Origin of the sequence: Pseudomonas fluorescens NCIMB 11764, assembly GCF_000293885.2 — a bacterium.
Lineage (GTDB): Bacteria > Pseudomonadota > Gammaproteobacteria > Pseudomonadales > Pseudomonadaceae > Aquipseudomonas > Aquipseudomonas fluorescens_B.
Map to the genome: position 1 here is coordinate 1,876,949 of NZ_CP010945.1, position 17,819 is coordinate 1,894,767.

15 protein-coding genes are annotated in these 17,819 nt (G+C 61.0%); 5 read left to right on the top strand and 10 right to left on the bottom strand.

All coding sequences use genetic code 11. The annotated features are described in order from the left end of the window. Positions 1–232: 232 nt before the first annotated feature. The 5 genes from B723_RS32865 to cobJ all read left to right on the top strand — a co-directional run bounded on the left by B723_RS32865 (position 233) and on the right by cobJ (position 5,128). The gene (locus B723_RS32865; RefSeq protein WP_144425211.1) at positions 233–640 is read left to right on the top strand and encodes a hypothetical protein; all 408 of its coding nucleotides are present in this window, start codon (positions 233–235) and stop codon (positions 638–640) included. Between the two features lie 112 nt (positions 641–752). After that, the gene (gene cobG, locus B723_RS08540) at positions 753–2,075 is read left to right on the top strand and encodes a precorrin-3B synthase (RefSeq protein ID WP_017336330.1); all 1,323 of its coding nucleotides are present in this window, start codon (positions 753–755) and stop codon (positions 2,073–2,075) included. Beyond that, complete coding sequence (locus tag B723_RS08545) at positions 2,068–2,694, top strand: precorrin-8X methylmutase (protein WP_017336331.1); 627 nt, start codon at positions 2,068–2,070, stop codon at positions 2,692–2,694. The genes cobG and B723_RS08545 overlap by 8 nt, the downstream gene beginning before the upstream one ends. After that, on the top strand, positions 2,694–3,425 hold the full coding sequence (locus B723_RS08550; RefSeq protein WP_017336332.1) for a precorrin-2 C(20)-methyltransferase: 732 nt from the start codon (positions 2,694–2,696) through the stop codon (positions 3,423–3,425). Before B723_RS08545 ends, B723_RS08550 begins: the two co-directional genes overlap by 1 nt. Continuing rightward, positions 3,425–5,128 carry a precorrin-3B C(17)-methyltransferase gene (cobJ, locus tag B723_RS08555; protein WP_017336333.1) on the top strand — a complete coding sequence of 568 codons (1,704 nt, stop codon included), beginning with the start codon at positions 3,425–3,427 and terminating at the stop codon, positions 5,126–5,128. Before B723_RS08550 ends, cobJ begins: the two co-directional genes overlap by 1 nt. Positions 5,129–5,291: 163 nt before the next feature. Here the strand turns inward: cobJ and B723_RS08560 are convergent, their stop codons facing one another. From B723_RS08560 to accB, 10 genes are all read right to left on the bottom strand, one after another. Then, on the bottom strand, positions 5,292–5,888 hold the full coding sequence (locus B723_RS08560; protein ID WP_017336334.1) for a MarC family protein: 597 nt from the start codon (positions 5,886–5,888) through the stop codon (positions 5,292–5,294). Positions 5,889–5,952: 64 nt separating this feature from the next. Continuing rightward, the gene (locus B723_RS08565; RefSeq protein WP_017336335.1) at positions 5,953–8,730 is read right to left on the bottom strand and encodes a hybrid sensor histidine kinase/response regulator; all 2,778 of its coding nucleotides are present in this window, start codon (positions 8,728–8,730) and stop codon (positions 5,953–5,955) included. A 99-nt stretch (positions 8,731–8,829) separates the two neighbouring features. After that, positions 8,830–10,125 (bottom strand): phosphoribosylamine--glycine ligase, encoded by a 1,296-nt coding sequence (gene purD / locus B723_RS08570; RefSeq protein ID WP_017336336.1) that lies wholly within the window; start codon positions 10,123–10,125, stop codon positions 8,830–8,832. Positions 10,126–10,279: 154 nt separating this feature from the next. Further along, positions 10,280–11,887, bottom strand: coding sequence for a bifunctional phosphoribosylaminoimidazolecarboxamide formyltransferase/IMP cyclohydrolase (gene purH, locus B723_RS08575; RefSeq protein ID WP_017336337.1), 1,608 nt, complete (start codon positions 11,885–11,887; stop codon positions 10,280–10,282). A gap of 81 nt (positions 11,888–11,968) precedes the next feature. Next, positions 11,969–12,289 carry a DNA-binding transcriptional regulator Fis gene (gene fis, locus B723_RS08580; protein WP_007907419.1) on the bottom strand — a complete coding sequence of 107 codons (321 nt, stop codon included), beginning with the start codon at positions 12,287–12,289 and terminating at the stop codon, positions 11,969–11,971. Further along, on the bottom strand, positions 12,286–13,296 hold the full coding sequence (gene dusB, locus B723_RS08585; RefSeq protein ID WP_017336338.1) for a tRNA dihydrouridine synthase DusB: 1,011 nt from the start codon (positions 13,294–13,296) through the stop codon (positions 12,286–12,288). The genes fis and dusB overlap by 4 nt, the downstream gene beginning before the upstream one ends. Before the next feature lie 185 nt (positions 13,297–13,481). Then, positions 13,482–14,714 (bottom strand): DUF3426 domain-containing protein, encoded by a 1,233-nt coding sequence (locus B723_RS08590; RefSeq protein WP_017336339.1) that lies wholly within the window; start codon positions 14,712–14,714, stop codon positions 13,482–13,484. Positions 14,715–14,744: 30 nt separating this feature from the next. Next, complete coding sequence (gene prmA / locus B723_RS08595) at positions 14,745–15,623, bottom strand: 50S ribosomal protein L11 methyltransferase (RefSeq protein WP_017336340.1); 879 nt, start codon at positions 15,621–15,623, stop codon at positions 14,745–14,747. 327 nt (positions 15,624–15,950) lie between these two features. After that, positions 15,951–17,309 carry an acetyl-CoA carboxylase biotin carboxylase subunit gene (gene accC, locus B723_RS08600; protein ID WP_017336341.1) on the bottom strand — a complete coding sequence of 453 codons (1,359 nt, stop codon included), beginning with the start codon at positions 17,307–17,309 and terminating at the stop codon, positions 15,951–15,953. A gap of 17 nt (positions 17,310–17,326) precedes the next feature. Continuing rightward, positions 17,327–17,788 carry an acetyl-CoA carboxylase biotin carboxyl carrier protein gene (gene accB / locus B723_RS08605; RefSeq protein ID WP_017336342.1) on the bottom strand — a complete coding sequence of 154 codons (462 nt, stop codon included), beginning with the start codon at positions 17,786–17,788 and terminating at the stop codon, positions 17,327–17,329. Between the last annotated feature and the right edge of the window lie 31 nt (positions 17,789–17,819).

Below are 17,819 nucleotides of genomic sequence, written 5' to 3' on the forward strand. Positions count from 1 at the left end.
CACATGATACGCGTCGGCAGTGAAGGCGAGTAATGGAATGTTTTAAGTGGCCTGCCCCAGTTGCTGGATGACGGTTTTCAAGTTGTAAAGCCTGAACTTTCTTGCATCGCTGATTGATGGTTTAAAAAGAATTAACGATGGATTTGAAGAGCGCGGAATACCTGGGCTTTACGGTATGTTCGGAAGCGTTCGAAACTGACAAGAGCGCGATCGTCAAACAGATCCCCAGGGTTTGTTCTCCCTGTTTGCCATCACGCTTTGGTCTATGGACTGGGAGTACAAAGACGAAAGCGTCGTCGAGCCATATTACAGGCATGTCTCCGGTCAACTAAGTCAGGCTTGTTTGAATGAAGTTTCTGGTGTTGAAAATCAAATGGGAAAAGTTACAAGAGATATGTTGTCTGCACTATTGGCAAATACATCTGCCCTTTGCTCCTTGTCCCCGAGTCCAGCGGGAAGAATTTTGTTTCGGGACTGGAGCGAGAGCAGCGTCACGCTCACGCATCGCGCCGTGCCATTCACTCTGAACAGCGCAAGGTTTGATGAGGTCCGTCCAGTGTTGAAGGATCGGCTCGGCATTATCGCTGACGCGATATTCGAGTTTTATTCGCAACGTCTATGTGGGGCGCCGGATGATTGATTGAGGGAGCAAGCGTTTGCGACACGCGGTCTTAGGATGCCGTACGGCAAAGCAGGCATAATACTGCTCGCTTCCATCCGGAGGCGCTTCCACTTTTGATCCGGTCGTCCCTTTGAACAAACACTCTGCGCCCATCGCTTTACGCCCCTCGGCTTGTCCGGGGCTGCTGCGTATCGTTCAGGCCAGGGATGGGGGTATCTGCCGAATAAAGCTCGCCGGTGGTGTGGTGAGTACTGCGCAGGCCTGCGCCATTGCCGATGGCGCACAGCGTTACGGCAGCTCAGTGATCGAGGCGACTAATCGGGCCAACGTGCAGATTCGTGGCATCGCACATGAGCAGGCCGCGCTGATTGAAGGTCTGCTCGCCGCGGGCCTCGGCCCTTCGAATGCGGCCGGCGACGATGTACGCAATCTGATGCTGAGCCCGAGCGCAGGCATCGACCGGCAGATGCTGTTCGACACCCGCGACCTGGCCCGGCAGATCCTCGCTACCCTGCAAGAGCACGAACCTTTCCACGACCTCAGCGCCAAATTCGCCGTGCAGCTGGATGGGGGCGAGGGCCTGGCGATGCTCGAACACCCTCATGATCTGTGGTTGTCCGCTGTCGAGCGGGAGGGCGAGCGGCGCTTGGCTTTCGGTTTGGCCGGGTGTCTCTCCGACGGGCCGGTTGGTTCGGTGCCGCTGGAAGAGGGTCATGCGCTGGTGGTCGCCGTGCTTGAGTTGTTCCTGGAGCTGGCCCAGCCCGATCAAACGCGAATGCGCCATTTGCTGAGCGAAATGACGACCTGCGGGTTTCTCGCCCGGCTGGCCGAGCGTGTGCCATTCAAGCCCGTTACAGCCTGGCAGCGTTCATTGACTTCAAACGTTCTGCACATTGGCGCCCATCCGCAGGCGCAAGCCGGTCATGTCTATGTCGGCGCCGTACCGCCGCTGGGGCGGCTCGATTGCGCGATGCTTCGGGGGGCTGCTCAGCTGGCGCAGGAATACGGCGACGCAACGCTGCGGTTCACCCCGTGGCAAAGCCTGCTGTTGCCGAACGTCCGCGACGAAAACGCCGATGAAGTCATCCGGCGTCTGCATCGGTTGGGCCTGCTGTGCGACGCCGATCAGTCCTTGTCGCGGTTGATCGCCTGTACCGGTTCCAGTGGCTGCGGCAAAGGCCTGGCCGACACCAAGGGCGACGCTCTGCAACTGGCCGCGCTGTTGCAGCGTCATGGCCAGGTATTGAACGTGCATCTGTCCGGCTGCTCACGTTCCTGCGCCGCCGCGCATGTTGCACCCATCACTTTACTGGCGATCAGCCCCGGTCATTACGACCTCTATTTTCGCGAAGGGGGGCAGCCAGGTTTCGGCGCCCTGCACGCACGCAACCTTACTATTGAAGCGGTCGCAGCCCTGCTCGACGCCCGCTCACGGAGCCCCTTTGATGCTTGATTACATCCGCGACGGTCAGGAGATCTATCGCAACTCCTTCGCGATCATTCGCGCCGAGGCCAACCTCGAACGAATCCCGGCCGATCTGGAAAAACTCGCGGTACGGGTGATTCACGCCTGCGGCATGGTCGATGCGATTGACGGTCTGCAATTCTCCGACGGCGCGGGCAAGGCCGGGCGCGATGCGCTGGCCGCCGGCGCGCCGATTCTGTGTGATGCGCGGATGGTGTCCGAAGGCGTGACCCGCACACGCTTGCCGGCGAACAACGAAGTGATCTGCACCCTGCGCGATGAAAGCGTTCCGGAGCTGGCGCGCGAGCTGGGAAACACCCGTTCCGCCGCCGCGCTGGAACTGTGGCGCCCGCACCTGGAGGGCAGTGTGGTAGTGATCGGCAATGCGCCAACCGCCTTGTTTTATCTGCTGGAAATGCTCGATGCCGGCGCGCCGAAACCGGCGCTGATTCTCGGCTTCCCGGTGGGCTTCGTCGGCGCCGCCGAATCCAAGGCAGCGCTCGCGGCGGACAGCCGTGGCGTGCCGTTTGTCATCATGCAAGGCCGGCTGGGCGGTAGCGCCATGGCCGCCGCCGCCGTCAATGCCCTCGCCACGGAGATCGAATAATGCAGCAACCTGGACGTTTGATCGGCCTTGGCGTCGGCCCCGGTGATCCAGAACTGATTACCGTCAAGGCTCTGCGCCTGCTGCGCGAATCGCCGGTGGTGGCGTACTTCGTTGCCAAGGGGAAGAAGGGCAATGCCTTCGGCATCATCGAAGCGCATTTGCAGGATGCACAAACCTTGCTGCCGCTGGTGTATCCCGTGACGACCGAAGCATTACCGGCACCGCTGTCCTATGAACAGGTGATCAGTGATTTCTACGATGCGGCCGGCGAAGAACTCGCCGCTCATCTCGATGCCGGACGTGACGTTGCAGTGATCTGCGAAGGTGATCCGTTCTTCTACGGTTCCTACATGTACCTGCACGATCGTCTGGCGGAACGTTATGAGGCTGAAGTCGTGCCAGGTGTCTGTTCGATGCTCGGCGGCGCTTCGGTCCTTGGTGCGCCACTGGTGTACCGCAATCAGAGCTTGTCGGTCCTGTCCGGCGTATTGCCTCATGACGATCTCAAGCGCCGGCTGGCTGATGCCGACGCGGCGGTGATCATGAAGCTGGGGCGTAACTTCCCCAAGGTCCGTCAGGTGCTCGAAGAGCTTGGTCTGGCAGAGCGCGCGCTTTACGTCGAACGCGCGACCATGGCCAATCAGAAGATTGTGCCGCTGGATCAGGTCGAGCCCATGTCCTCGCCGTACTTCTCGCTGATCATCGTTCCGGGTGAAAGGTGGCAAGGCTGATGACTCGTCCAGCTCCGGCGATTGTCATCCTCGGCAATGGCAGCCTTGCGACCGCGCGCAATATTCAAAAACTGTACCCCGACGCCGTGATCCATGGCCTGGCCGATCGGGTTGAAGGCGCGGACCGTGCCTATCACGAATTCGGCGCAACCCTGCGCGAACTTTATCAGCAGGACACGCCGATCATTGCCCTGTGCGCGGCCGGTATCGTGATCCGCACACTGGCGCCGTTGCTGCTGGAAAAAGGCGCCGAGCCGCCGGTGCTGGCCGTTGCCGAAGATGGCAGCGCGGTGGTGCCGCTGCTGGGCGGTCTGGGCGGCGTGAACGTGCTGGCGCGGGAAATCGCGGCCGCGCTGAACGTGGCGGCGGCGATCACCACCAGTGGCGAGTTGCGATTCGGCACGTGCCTGCTCAATCCACCCAACGGATATGCCCTCGGCGACCTGGAACTGGGCAAGCGCTTTGTGTCCGATTTGCTGGCCGGTGAAACCGTGCGCATCGAGGGTGAAGCGCCGTGGTTGGCGCAGGCGCAGTTACCTGAAAACCCGCAAGCGCGACTGGCAGTTCACGTGGGGCATGCCGAGCGTACGCCGGCGGCGAACGAACTTTTGATTTATCCGCGCAACGTGTTGGTGGCCATCAGTGCCGGCGTGGCCAATGTGCCCAATGCCGTTCGCGATGCTTTGCACCAGACAAAAATCGCCGTGCAGTCGGTGGCGTGTCTGTTGGCTGCAGACAGTGAAATGTCGAGCGCTGCATTGCATGAAGCGGCGCTTGAACTGGGTGTGCCATTGCGCTTTGCCTCGGCGACGGGTGCGGTCAGTGAGCTGGCACGCAACGCCATCACCCCGCCTGTTTTGATCTTCGGCAATGACGCCATTGCCATCGCGGTGGCCGAGCAGCCTCTGGACCCGTTATCGATCGGCCGTCCCCGGGGGCGTCTGGCGGTGATCGGTCTTGGCCCCGGCGCAGCCGAGTTGATGGTGCCCGCGGTCAAGGCTGAACTGGCGCGCGCCAACGATGTGCTGGGCTACGAAACCTATGTGCGCATGGCTGGCCCGTTCCGCGCCGATCAAGTGCTGCATTGCACTGACAACCGCGAAGAGATGCAGCGTGCGCGTCACGCGTTCGAGCTGGCGGCGCAAGGGCGTTCCGTGGTCGTGGTTTCGTCGGGTGATCCGGGTGTGTTCGCCATGGCGGCGGCGGTGCTCGAAGCCCTGCACGAATCCAGTGATGCGAACTGGCACAACGTCGATCTGGAAATCCTTCCCGGTGTTTCCGCATCACTGGCCACCGCTGCTCAGGCGGGTGCGCCGTTGGGGCATGACTTCTGTGTGTTGTCGCTGTCGGATAACCTCAAGCCTTGGGACATTATCGAGAAACGTCTCGATCTGGCGTCGCAGGCTGATCTGGCGCTGGCGTTCTACAACCCGATCTCACGCTCCCGTCCCTGGCAGCTTGGCCGGGCGCTGGAAATCGTCGCTCGACACCGTACGCCTCAGACGCCAGTTGTTTTGGGGCGCGACATCGGCCGCCCGGGTCAGACGTTGCGAGTAACAACCCTTGGCCAGTTGACCCCGGACCAGGTGGATATGCGCACCATGGTGCTGGTGGGATCGTCCACGACCTGCGTATTTTCGCGGGCAGGTGGCGGTGATTGGGTATACACCCCTCGCTGGTACGGAGAAAAACCCTCTTCCTGAAGATGTACTCTTCAATGAAAAGCCATGGCAGCCGAGTGTCCTCTCGCGTTGCCATGGCTTTTTTTTTGGGTTCTTCACGGAAGCCCGGGAAACACAGAAACAAGAACGCCGGTTTGAATCATTGCGCTTGCCAGAGGCTTCACGCCTCTGGTCATCGCTGCCGTCAGGGCACCAGGTAACCCTTCACCCCTGTGAAAATGATCTGTGCAGCCAGTGCGCACACAAACAACCCCATCAACCGACTGACAATCTGCAAACCTTGGTCACCCAGTATCCGCTCGATGCGGTTCGACAGATAAAGCACCACACCCACCGTGAAACTGGCCAGGGCGATGCTGAGGATGGCGGTGAGTTTGTCGTCCCAGTGCGGCTGGCTCACCCCCATCACCAGCAACGCACCGATGGTGCCGGGGCCGACGGTCAGGGGGATGGTCAGCGGCACGATGGTGACGTCCTGCTGCACATTGTCGGTCTGGACCGCGGACTTGCCTTGGGCCATGCCCAACGCCGAGATAAACAGCACGCTGCCGGCGCCGATGCGGAACGCGTCCACGGTGATGCCAAACACATTGAAAATGACCCGCCCGAACAGGTACAGCAAGACGCTGGACACCAGCGTGGCCGTTGCCACTTTCCACGCCAGCCGACGTTGCTCCTTGCGTGAATAACCGCGGGTCAGGCTGATGAAGCAGGACAACACGAAGAACGGGCTATAGAGCACCAGCATCTTCAGGTAAACGCTGAACAACACATGGAGCATGGGACAAGCTCACTGGCGAGGGAAGTCGTGGGGGAGTCTATCAGGCGTGATCGGGTCTGTCGGCTCAGGACGTTTGAGCCGTTGCCCGGTTCTGCTGATCGCGCTGGGCTACCCAATGCTCGATCAGTTCGCGCAACTGCGACAGCTCGACCGGCTTGGCCATGTGCCCGTCCATGCCGGCCTGACGCGCACGCTCTTTGTGTTCGGCGAGGATATGCGCGGTCAACGCCACGACAGGGGTGCGAACCCGCTGGTTGCCGACTTCCCAGGCGCGCAATTGCTGGGTGGCCGAGAAACCATCGAGGATCGGCATTTCGCAATCCATCAGTACCAGGTCGTAACGCTGGGCCTTCATGGCCTGCAAGGCTTCTTCGCCATTGCTGGCGGTGTCCGGTTGCAGGTTGAGTTTGCCCAGCATGCCGCGAATGACTTTGGTCGAAATGCTGTTGTCTTCGGCAACCAGAATGCGGAAGTCGCTGGGCACCTTGACCGGCAGGGTCGGGCCCGTGGGCAGGTGCGGCGAAACGGCGAGGCCCTTGTTGCGCTGGTTCAGTTCATCCGCCAGCGTGGTCTTGAGGGTGTAGCCGGCCACCGGTTTGGCGAGGATGCGCTTGATCCCGGAGTTGCGCGCGATGATCTTGCTCGGCGCATTGCTGATGCCTGTGAGCATGATCAGCAGGATGTCGTGGTTGAGGCTCGGGTCTTCCTTGATCTTGGCCGCCAGTTGCATGCCGGTCATGCCGGGCATGTTCTGGTCGAGCAGGACCACGTCGAAGTAATCGCGCAGGTGCGCCTTGGTCCGCAGCAGCGCCAGCGCCTCCTTGCCGGACGGGACAGCGCTGACATTCAATCCCCAGGCGCTGCACTGTTGCACCAATACTTTGCGGCAGGTGTCGTTGTCGTCCACCACCAGCACCCGAGCACCCTGCAGCGGGCCATCGAGGTCGGAGGTCGGGTGTTCGAGGCGGTCAGGGTCCAGGGGCAAGGTCAGCCACAAGGTGCTGCCCTGGTTGGCGCCGCTCTTGATGCCGAATTCGCCTTGCATCAAACGGATCAGCTGGCGGGCAATCACCAGCCCGAGGTTGCCGCCCAGTCGGGTGGCGGAGAGGAAGTTCTTGCTGTGCAGTTCGGCGTGCATCAGCGCGTCGCGTTCTTCGGCGTCCATCGGCTCGCCGCTGTCCTGCACGGCAATGCGCAGGCGCGGCCTGGCGCTGCGCTCGTCGAGGGCGACGACGATCAGGATCTCGCCTTCGTCGGTTTTCTTCAGGGCGTTTTCCAGCAGGCTCAGCAAGGTCTGGCGCAGGCGCGTCGGGTCACCGCTGATGACCCGCGGCACTTGCGGCTGGATAAAGCTGATCAGTTCGACGTTCTGCTGTTCGGCCTTGGCGCGGAAGATGCTCAGGCAATCTTCGATCAGCGCATTGAGATCGAACTGCACATCGTCCAGCTCGATCTGTCCGGATTCGAGTTTGGAGATGTCGAGAATCTCGTTGATCAGGGTCAGCAGTTCGTTGCCGGCGCTGTGGATGGTTTGCACGTAGTCGCGCTGCTTGACCGACAGCGGTGTGCCCAGCAACAGTTCGGTCATGCCCAGCACGCCATTCATCGGGGTGCGGATTTCGTGGCTGATCTTCGCCAGGAATTCGGCCTTGGCATTGATTTCGGCGTTGCTGGCGGCGAGGTCGCGGCTGATGCTGAAACGGTCCTCGGTGATGCTGCGCTGGCGTTCACTCAGGGCAATACTCATCAACAGACCGCTGATGCAGATGAACACCAGGAGGGCGATGATCAGGCCCTGCGGTTCAATCAGCGTCAACCCCAGCAGGGCCGGCAGGATGATCAGCGTTCCCGCGTTGAACACCACCATGGCTGCCACGAACAGCCGCGCCGGGCGATAGCCTTTTTGCCAGTGCCAGGCGCTGACGAACAACATCGTCAGGCCCGCCAGAGCGACCAGCGTATAGGTGATGATGTTCAGCGGCAGCGTATTGACGAACAGCAACAGCAGGCCGCAGACGGTGATGAGCAGGATTTCGCCGAGCAGCAGTTTGTTCAGCGGATGCGGGCCGAGCGGAGCAAAGAAGCGGTAGGCAAGCATCAGCCCGCACGGTGCGGTGAGCAGCAAGGCGAGGTAGGCACCCGGTGTCTGCACCGCGTGCCAGTCCGGTAACCACGGTCCCGCGAGGTTCAGCAGCAGCCCGAGGCTGAGCATCAACAATGCTTCACAACCTGCCAGCCACAGGCTACTGCGCGATCGGGTGTAGGCATATCGAATCAGGTTGTGCAGGACCAGCATGCCGATGCAGCCGAACAGCAGGCCGTAGATCAACGTCTGACTCTGATTGGCCGCGGTCATGATGGCTGATTGCAGGGTGATGTAGGGCCGCATCTGGTGTTCGGAAACCAGGCGCAGGTAAACATCGAGGGGTTTGTCGCTTTGCGGCAACGGCAACATGAAGTCGCTGTTGGGTAATGGCCGTTCAACCTGGGGCTGTTCGGTGCCGGTGTTGAGCTGATCAATCAGCTTGTCGCCGTCCAGCACATACAGATTGAGGTGCGACAGGTCGGGCGCAAACACCCGCAGTAATTGCTCGTGCTTGCCCGGTGAGAGCCTGAAACGCAGCCAGAGCGCACCGCCGGGCTCCGCCGCGGTGAGGCGTTCGAGTTCGGTGGGGCTGAATTGGTTGGTGTAGCGAGCGGAACGGATGTCGCTCAGCTGCAGGTCGCCCTGTTCGTCGAGCAATACCGCCCAACCACTGCCTTGCGCGGCCTGGGCCGGGAGCATGCAGAGCAAAGTCAGCACGGTGACAGTGAAACCTATGGCAATCCTGAGCCAGCGCACGGCGAAATCCCTTCGTAGGTTGATGCCAGAATATAACTATGCGCGGCGCCGGAATAGTCCGGCAAGGGGTTGAAACCCTTGCCCGACCGAATGGATCGATTATTCCTGATTTTCGCCACGCTCGCGGGCAATGGCGCGGTAGCCAATGTCCTTGCGATAGAAACAGCCTTCCCAGTCAATCTTCGCCGCCAGCCTGTAAGCCTGCTGCTGAGCAGCATCAACGCTGGCGCCCATGGCGGTAGCGCAAAGCACACGACCACCGGCCGTCACCACTTGACCGTCTTTCAGTGCCGTACCGGCGTGGAAGACTTTGCCTTCCAGCGCGGCGGCTGCATCCAGACCGTTGATGGCCACGCCTTTAGCGTAGTCGCCAGGATAGCCGCCTGCCGCCAGCACGATGCCGACGCTCGGACGTGGATCCCACTGGGCTTCCACCTTGTCCAGAGCTTGTGCCAGGGCGGCCTCGACCAGCAACACCAGGCTCGACTGCAAACGCAGCATAACCGGTTGGGTCTCAGGGTCGCCGAAGCGGCAGTTGAATTCGATGACTTTTGGGTTACCAGCCTTGTCGATCATCAAGCCAGCATAGAGGAAACCGGTGTAAACGTTGCCTTCTTCGGCCATGCCGCGCACGGTTGGCCAGATCACCAGGTCCATGACGCGCTTGTGCACTTCGCTGGTCACAACCGGTGCCGGGGAGTAAGCGCCCATGCCGCCGGTGTTCGGACCGGTATCGCCGTCGCCAACACGTTTGTGGTCCTGGCTGGTGGCCATCGGCAATACGTTCTTGCCGTCGACCATGACGATGAAGCTGGCTTCTTCGCCGTCCAGGAACTCTTCGATGACCACGCGCGAGCCGGCGTCGCCGAACGCGTTGCCGGCGAGCATGTCGCGCACGGCGTCTTCGGCTTCGGCCAGCGTCATGGCAACGATCACGCCTTTACCGGCGGCCAGGCCGTCGGCCTTGATCACGATCGGTGCGCCTTTTTCACGCAGATAAGCCAGGGCTGGCTCGATCTCGGTGAAATTCTGGTAGTCGGCGGTCGGGATCTTGTGACGCGCGAGGAAATCCTTGGTGAACGCTTTCGAGCCTTCCAGCTGGGCAGCGCCCGCCGTCGGACCGAAGCAGTCCAGACCGCGGGAGCGGAACAGATCTACGACGCCAGCCACCAGTGGCACTTCCGGACCGACGATGGTCAGGGAAACGTTCTTCTCGGCGAAGTCGGCCAACTGTTCGAGGGCCAGCACGTCGATAGCGACGTTTTCGCACTTGGCTTCAATGGCGGTGCCAGCATTGCCGGGCGCTACGAAAACCTTCTGCACGCGCGGATCCTGAGCCACTTTCCAGGCCAGGGCGTGTTCACGGCCACCGCTGCCAATGATCAAAACATTCATTTCGAAAAACCTCGGATGACGCTAATTCTGTTGAGCGCCGCAGGGGCGCTTTTCTGTGGGAGCCGGCCTGCCGGCGATGCAGACAACTCGGTTTATCGGCTAAACCGAGGGGATGCTATCGCTGGCAGGCCAGCTCCCACAGTGGATCGTGTACTTAGTGACGGAAGTGGCGCATGCCGGTGAATACCATGGCGATGCCAGCTTCATCAGCCGCTGCAATCACTTCTGCATCACGCATCGAGCCGCCCGGCTGGATTACTGCGGTAACGCCGGCCTTCGCCGCATTGTCCAGACCGTCGCGGAACGGGAAGAATGCATCGGAGGCCATGACCGAGCCGGCGACCTGCAAACCGGCATGTTCAGCCTTGATCGCAGCGATACGCGCAGAGTTGACGCGGCTCATCTGGCCAGCGCCGACACCGATGGTCTGACGATTCTTGGCGTAGACGATGGCGTTGGACTTGACGTACTTGGCGACTTTCCAGGCGAAGATCAGGTCGTGGATTTCCTGTTCGGTCGGTGCGCGCTTGGTCACGACTTTCAGGTCATCGGCGCCGATCATGCCGATGTCGCGGCTCTGCACCAGCAGGCCACCGTTGACGCGTTTGTAGTCCCACGCAGCGGCACGGTCAGCCGACCACTCGCCGCAGGCCAGCAGGCGCACGTTGGCTTTTGCCGCGACGATGGCGCGGGCTTCTTCGCTGACGCTTGGGGCAATGATCACTTCGACGAACTGACGCTCGACGATGGCCTTGGCGGTCTCGGCATCCAGTTCACGGTTGAAGGCAATGATGCCGCCGAAGGCGGATTCGGTGTCGGTGGCGTAGGCCAGTTCGTAGGCCTGGCGAATGCCGCCCTCGGCGTCGGGGCTCACGGCAACGCCGCACGGGTTGGCGTGCTTGACGATCACGCAGGCCGGCTTGACGAAGCTCTTCACGCATTCCAGCGCGGCGTCGGTGTCGGCCACGTTGTTGTACGACAGCTCCTTGCCTTGCAGTTGGGTCGCGGTGGCGATGCCGACTTCGGCAGGCTTGGCTTCCACATAGAACGCCGCGCTCTGGTGCGGGTTCTCGCCGTAGCGCATTTCCTGAGCCTTGATGAACTGGCTGTTAAAGGTGCGCGGGAACTCGCTGCGACCGGAGGTCGAGAGGGTTTCAGCGGCCTGGTTCACGGTGCCCATGTAGTTGGCGATCATGCCGTCATAGGCGGCGGTGTGTTCGAAGGCCTTGAGCATCAGGTCGAAACGCTGAGCGTAGGTCAGGCCGCCGGCCTTGAGGCCTTCGAGGACGCTGGCGTAGTCGCTGGCATTCACCACGATGGCCACGTCTTTATGGTTTTTCGCAGCGGAGCGGACCATGGTCGGGCCGCCGATGTCGATGTTTTCGATGGCGGTCGGCAGGTCGCAGCCTGGCTTGTTGATGGTGGCTTCGAACGGGTACAGGTTGACTGCAACCAGATCGATCGGCTTGATGCCGTGCTCGTTCATGATCGCGTCGTCGATACCGCGACGACCGAGGATCCCGCCGTGGATTTTCGGGTGCAGGGTTTTCACCCGACCGTCCATCATTTCTGCGAAACCGGTGTAGTCCGCGACTTCCACTGCGGCAACACCGTTGTCGCGCAGCAGCTTGAACGTTCCGCCGGTGGAAAGGATCTCGACGCCCAGGGCTTCAAGCTCTTTGGCGAATTCGAGGATCCCGGTCTTGTCGGAAACGCTGATCAAGGCGCGGCGGATCGGCAGGCGGGTAGTCTGGTCGGTCATTTCAATTTCCATCAAAAGCAAAGGAGTCAGCAAAAAAGGCGACCGTTTTTACGCGGGCGCCTTTCTGGTTTGATTGAATGCTTACAGCAAATCGTACTGCTTGAGTTTCTTGCGCAGGGTGCCTCGGTTCAGTCCGAGCAGCTCGCTGGCCTTGGTCTGGTTGCCCTTGACGTAGTTCATCACGCACTCGAGCAGGGGCGCCTCGACTTCGGAGAGCACCAGGTTGTACACATCCGTGACGGCAGCGCCCTCAAGGTGGGCGAAATAATTGTGCAGCGCCTTCTCGACACTCCCGCGAAGGGTCTGACCTTCTTCGCTCGGCGTGTTGAGGTGCTGTTTCAAATTCACGTTGTCGCTCACGGGTGTTGTTCCACTCACTAAAGTCTCGGTCATCATCGTCATGCGGCCACCTCTTCTCCGTCCCCTGTCAGGCTCTTGTAACGTTCGGCGAAGAAGCCCTGAACGTTGGCGCATTGTGCTTCCGTATCTTCCAAACGATTGAAGTGGGCGCGGAACTCCCTGGCGCCCGGCAGGGTTGCGAGATACCAGCCCACATGCTTTCGAGCAATGCGTACGCCCATGACATCTCCATAGAAGACGTGCAGCGCAGCCAGATGCTCTAGCAGAATGCGTTCCACCTCGATCAGTTCCAGCGCCGGGAGTTTCTCGCCGGTACGCAGGAAATGGTCGATCTCGCGAAAAATCCATGGCCGCCCCTGGGCAGCCCGTCCAACCAGCAATCCATCGGCACCGGTCGCGTCGAGCACGTATCGGGCCTTCTCCGGCGAATCGATGTCGCCATTGGCGAAGACCGGAATCGACACCGCCTGCTTGATCGCGGCAATGGTGTCGTACTCGGCTTCTCCGGTGTACAGATCGGCACGGGTGCGGCCATGAACCGCCAGCGCCGTGATACCTGCCTGCTCGGCGATCTTCGCCACCGTCAGACCGTTCTTGTTGTCCCGGTCCCAGCCGGTGCGGATCTTCAGGGTAACCGGCACATCAACTGCAGCCACCACGGCCTGCAGGATCTCGGTTACCAGTGCCTCATCCTTCAACAGCGCAGAACCGGCGGCCTTGTTGCAGACCTTCTTCGCCGGACACCCCATGTTGATATCAATAATCTGTGCGCCCAGTTCGACATTGGCCCGGGCCGCATCCGCCAGCATCTGCGCATCGCCACCGGCGATCTGTACCGAGCGTGGCTCGGGATCGCCTTCGTGGATCATGCGCATGCGCGATTTGCGGGTGTTCCACAAACTCATGTCGCTGGTGACCATTTCCGAGACTACAAGTCCTGCGCCCAGTCGCTTGCACAGCTGACGAAAGGGTTGGTCGGTGACACCCGCCATGGGGGCGAGAATCAAGCCGTTGTGCAATGTGTATGGACCGATGCGTACCGCCGACATAGGACTTTCCAGTTGTGGGGCCGGATCATGAGAGTTCGAAAAAGGGTTGGCATGATACCCGCTCTCGATGACTGGATAAAGGCTGAATTGAACAAAATCTGAACAGTTATTCTGTTATCGCCAGCAGTTTGGTTTGAGCGGTCGCTGTCAGAAATGTGCCGTCAAACCCGTAGCACTGAACCGTTTCACTCGGGCGAGTGGAAGCTCAGGCTGTAGTTCACGGCTTTGGCGCCTGGGTCGAGGATATCCAGGGCAATGTGGATCGGCGTTTGCGGCGGCATTTCCGCCATGCCTTCGAGATCGCCGTTGAGGTACTCGCCGGGCTTGAAGCGACGGCTGGCGATCAGATGGCCGTTGAGGTCGGCAAAACGCAATTCCAGCAGCGGGAACGGCTGGGAGAACGGCGCGCGGTTGTAGATGATCGCGTCGACCACCAGTGCGCCATTGAATTCCGGATGGCTGCGCACCACCAGGTTGCTGCTCTTGATTTTCGCGATGTCGACTTTCGACGGCACGGTGCAGCCGATTTGCGGGCACAACTGCTGGAACCACGGACGGTACTGATCCTGGCGCGCCAGTTCATCGAAGTGGTAGGCGATGTACTGGCCGACGAGCGCGCCGGCACCGAGCAGAATCAGCAGCAACCAGAGAAGCCGTCGACCCCAGGGGGATCGGCGTTTCTGCCAATCGAGTTGCAGCGGGTCGTCGGTCAGGTCTTGCAGAACCTCGGCACGCATCGCCGGCTCGCTGCGTTCGCGACGCTTGCGCAAGGGTTCGATCGAGGGCAGGTCGTCGTCGAACTCGTCAGTGGTGTCGGCCGCTGACAGGCGTTCGTGATGAAGCGGGGCGTCGAGCGGATCGTTCAGGCGTAGTTGCGGCGGCAGAGGCTCGTCGTCCAGTTCCACCGGTTCCAGGGACAGCGAGGGCTCGGTGCGCGAGGGTGTGCTCGGCTCGACGGTCGGTTCTGGCGTGATCGTGGCTTCGGCCGCTTCGGCGCGATCGGCAGCCGATTCGCTGAACAGGCTGTCGGACCAAGGCTCTTCGTCGGGCTCAGTGGTATCCCGACGGGCACTCAGATTGTCTTCGCGGTGGCGTCCGAACTCGGTAGTCGGCTGGATTTCCCGCTGTTCGAGCCGGGCGAGTTCTTCGTCCAGGTCCAGGCTGTCCAGGTCGAGTTCAGCGGCAGACCACTGCTTCTGGCTGATGGCCCGTGGTTCTGGCTCGGCGGTCTCGACGATGGCCGGAGCAACCCGGGGGATCACGTCCTTGCCTGCCTGCTCAAGCAACTGCTTGGCGGCGTTGAACACCTGCAGGCATGAGCCGCAACGAACCACCCCACGGGCCACGCTCAATTGAGCATGGCTGACGCGGAAGCTGGTTTGGCAATGCGGGCACTGAGTGACGAAGCTGTCGGTCATGCGGCGATCCGGATTATGCAGGCGCTCATTCTAGCGCCGACGGCCAGTGATGCGCACCCAGCCATCGCGATTGGCGATCGGGTCCAGATCGAAATCACGGGCGTAGGCGTTGGCAACCTCTTCGCCTTGTTCGGCAAGAATGCCGGACAGTGCCAGGCGGCCACCCGGCTTGACCAGGCTGGACAGTTGCGGCGCCAGGGACACCAGCGGGCCGGCGAGAATGTTGGCCACCAGTACGTCGGCCTGAACTTGCGGCAGGTCCTCGGGCAGATACAGCGGGAACAGCGCTTCGGCGATGTTGTTGCGCCCGGCGTTGTCGCGCGAGGCTTCCAGCGCCTGCACGTCGATGTCGGTGCCGACGGCTTGTTTGGCACCCAGCAGCAGGGCGGCAATCGCCAGGATCCCCGAGCCGCAACCGAAGTCCAGCACGTTGCAGTCTTTCAGGTCCTGACCGTCGAGCCATTCCAGGCACAGCGCGGTGGTCGGGTGCGTGCCGGTGCCGAATGCGAGGCCCGGGTCCAGCAGAATGTTCACGGCGTCGGGTTCAGGGGCAGCGTGCCAGCTTGGAACGATCCACAGGCGCTGGCCGAAGCGCATTGGCTGGAAATCGTCCATCCAGGTGCGTTCCCAGTCCTGGTCTTCGATGACTTCGCTGTGATGCTCGGGCAGCGGGCTGCCCGTCAACAGCTCCAGATGCGCCAGTACGCTGGCCGCTTCGGTGCCACCTTCGAACAGGGCCAGCAGGTGGGTGTGCGACCACAGCGGGGTGGTATTGAGTTCCGGTTCGAAGATCGGCTGATCTTCGGCGTCCATGAAGGTCACCGACACGGCGCCCACTTCAAGGAAAGCGTCTTCGTAGGTTTCGGCTTGTTCTGGGCTGATGGCGAGACGGACTTGCAGCCAAGGCATGGCGGGCACCTTTGAAAAATATTGATTGCAGCCTAGCGGGCTGCGAGAAGCGCACAAGTTTACGCGAGCGCGACGCAGAAGACGACCGGGTTGCCAGGGTTCAGCGGTTAACAAATCACTTGTGGCGAGGGAGCTTGCTCCCGCTGGGGCGCGAAGCGGTCCCAAAATGGCCCAACCGGATCTGTCTGGCACCGCCCTGTTGAATGGTCCTTGCGGTCGCTGCGCAACCGAGCGGGAGCAAGCTCCCTCGCCACAATGGTTTTGCGTGGAGCATTCTGCAGAAACAACAAAGCCGCCCGAAGGCGGCTTTGTTGTTCGGGCTAAAGCTTAGTGCTTGTCGCCAGCCAGCTTGTGTTCCAGGTAGTGGATGTTGATCCCACCTTTGCAGAAGCCTTCATCGCGGACCAGATCGCGGTGCAGCGGGATGTTGGTCTTGATCCCGTCGACAACGATTTCGTCCAGCGCATTGCGCATGCGCGCCAGCGCTTCGTCACGGGTTGCGCCGTAGGTGATCAGCTTGCCGATCAACGAATCGTAGTTCGGCGGAACGGCATAACCGCTGTACAGGTGCGAATCGACGCGAACGCCGTTGCCGCCTGGGGCGTGGAAATGCTTGACCGTGCCTGGGCTTGGCATGAAGGTTTTCGGGTCTTCGGCGTTGATCCGGCATTCAAGTGCGTGACCGCGGATGACGACGTCTTCCTGGGTGTACGACAGCTTGTTGCCAGCGGCGATGCTGAGCATCTCCTTGACGATGTCGATGCCGGTGACCATTTCCGAAACCGGGTGCTCAACCTGAACGCGGGTGTTCATTTCGATGAAATAGAACGCGCCGTTCTCGTACAGGAACTCGAAGGTGCCCGCGCCACGGTAGTTGATGTCGATGCAGGCTTTGACGCAGCGTGCGAGGACTTCAGCCCGTGCTTTCTCGTCGATGCCCGGTGCCGGCGCCTCTTCGAGAACCTTCTGGTGACGACGTTGCAGCGAGCAATCGCGGTCGCCCAGATGGATGGCATGGCCCTGGCCGTCGGAAAGTACCTGGACTTCCACGTGACGTGGGTTGGTCAGGAATTTTTCCAGGTAGACCATCGGGTTGCCGAACGCCGCGCCAGCTTCGGAGCGGGTCAGTTTCGCCGAGGAAATCAGGTCTTCTTCTTTATGCACGACGCGCATGCCGCGACCACCACCGCCGCCAGCGGCTTTGATGATCACCGGATAACCGACTTCGCGACCGATGCGCAGAGCGGTTTCTTCGTCTTCCGGCAGCGGGCCGTCAGAGCCCGGAACGGTTGGAACACCGGCAGCGATCATCGCGTGCTTGGCCGACACCTTGTCACCCATCAGGCGAATGGTGTCGGCTTTCGGGCCAATGAAGGCGAAGCCGGAGTTCTCGACCTGTTCAGCGAAATCAGCGTTTTCCGCAAGGAAACCGTAGCCTGGGTGAATGGCGGTAGCGCCAGTCACTTCAGCCGCGGCGATGATAGCCGGGATGTGCAGGTAAGAGTGGGCGGCCGAGGCCGGACCGATGCAGACGGATTCGTCTGCCAGGCCCAGGTGCATCAGCTCTTTGTCAGCCTTGGAGTAAACGGCGACGGTCTTGATGCCCATCTCTTTGCAGGCACGCAGAATCCGCAGTGCGATCTCACCGCGGTTGGCGATCAGAACTTTTTCCAACTTCGCAGTCATCAAAGTTTCTCCGCGGTTCAAACGATGGTGAACAGCGGTTGGTCGTACTCAACCGGCTGGCCGTCTTCGACGAGGATGGATTCGATCACACCGCTGGTTTCAGCTTCGATGTGGTTCATCATCTTCATGGCTTCGACGATGCACAGGGTGTCGCCTTTCTTCACGGTCTGGCCGACTTCAACGAAGGACGGCGAGCTTGGCGAAGACTTGCGATAGAAGGTGCCGACCATCGGCGAACGGGCAACGCTGCCGTTCAGGACAGGGGCGGCCGGGGCGGCAGGCGCGGCAGCGGCGGCAACCGGAGCAGCAGCAGGTGCTGGAGCCGGAGCGTGCATTGGAGCCGGTGCGTAGTACTGCTGAGCCGGGGTCTTGCTATGGCGGCTGATGCGTACGGACTCTTCGCCTTCCTTGATCTCGAGCTCGTCGATGCCGGACTCTTCCAGCAATTCGATCAGTTTCTTAACTTTACGGATATCCATGAATCATCAACTCCCAAGGGTCGGTCAGGGG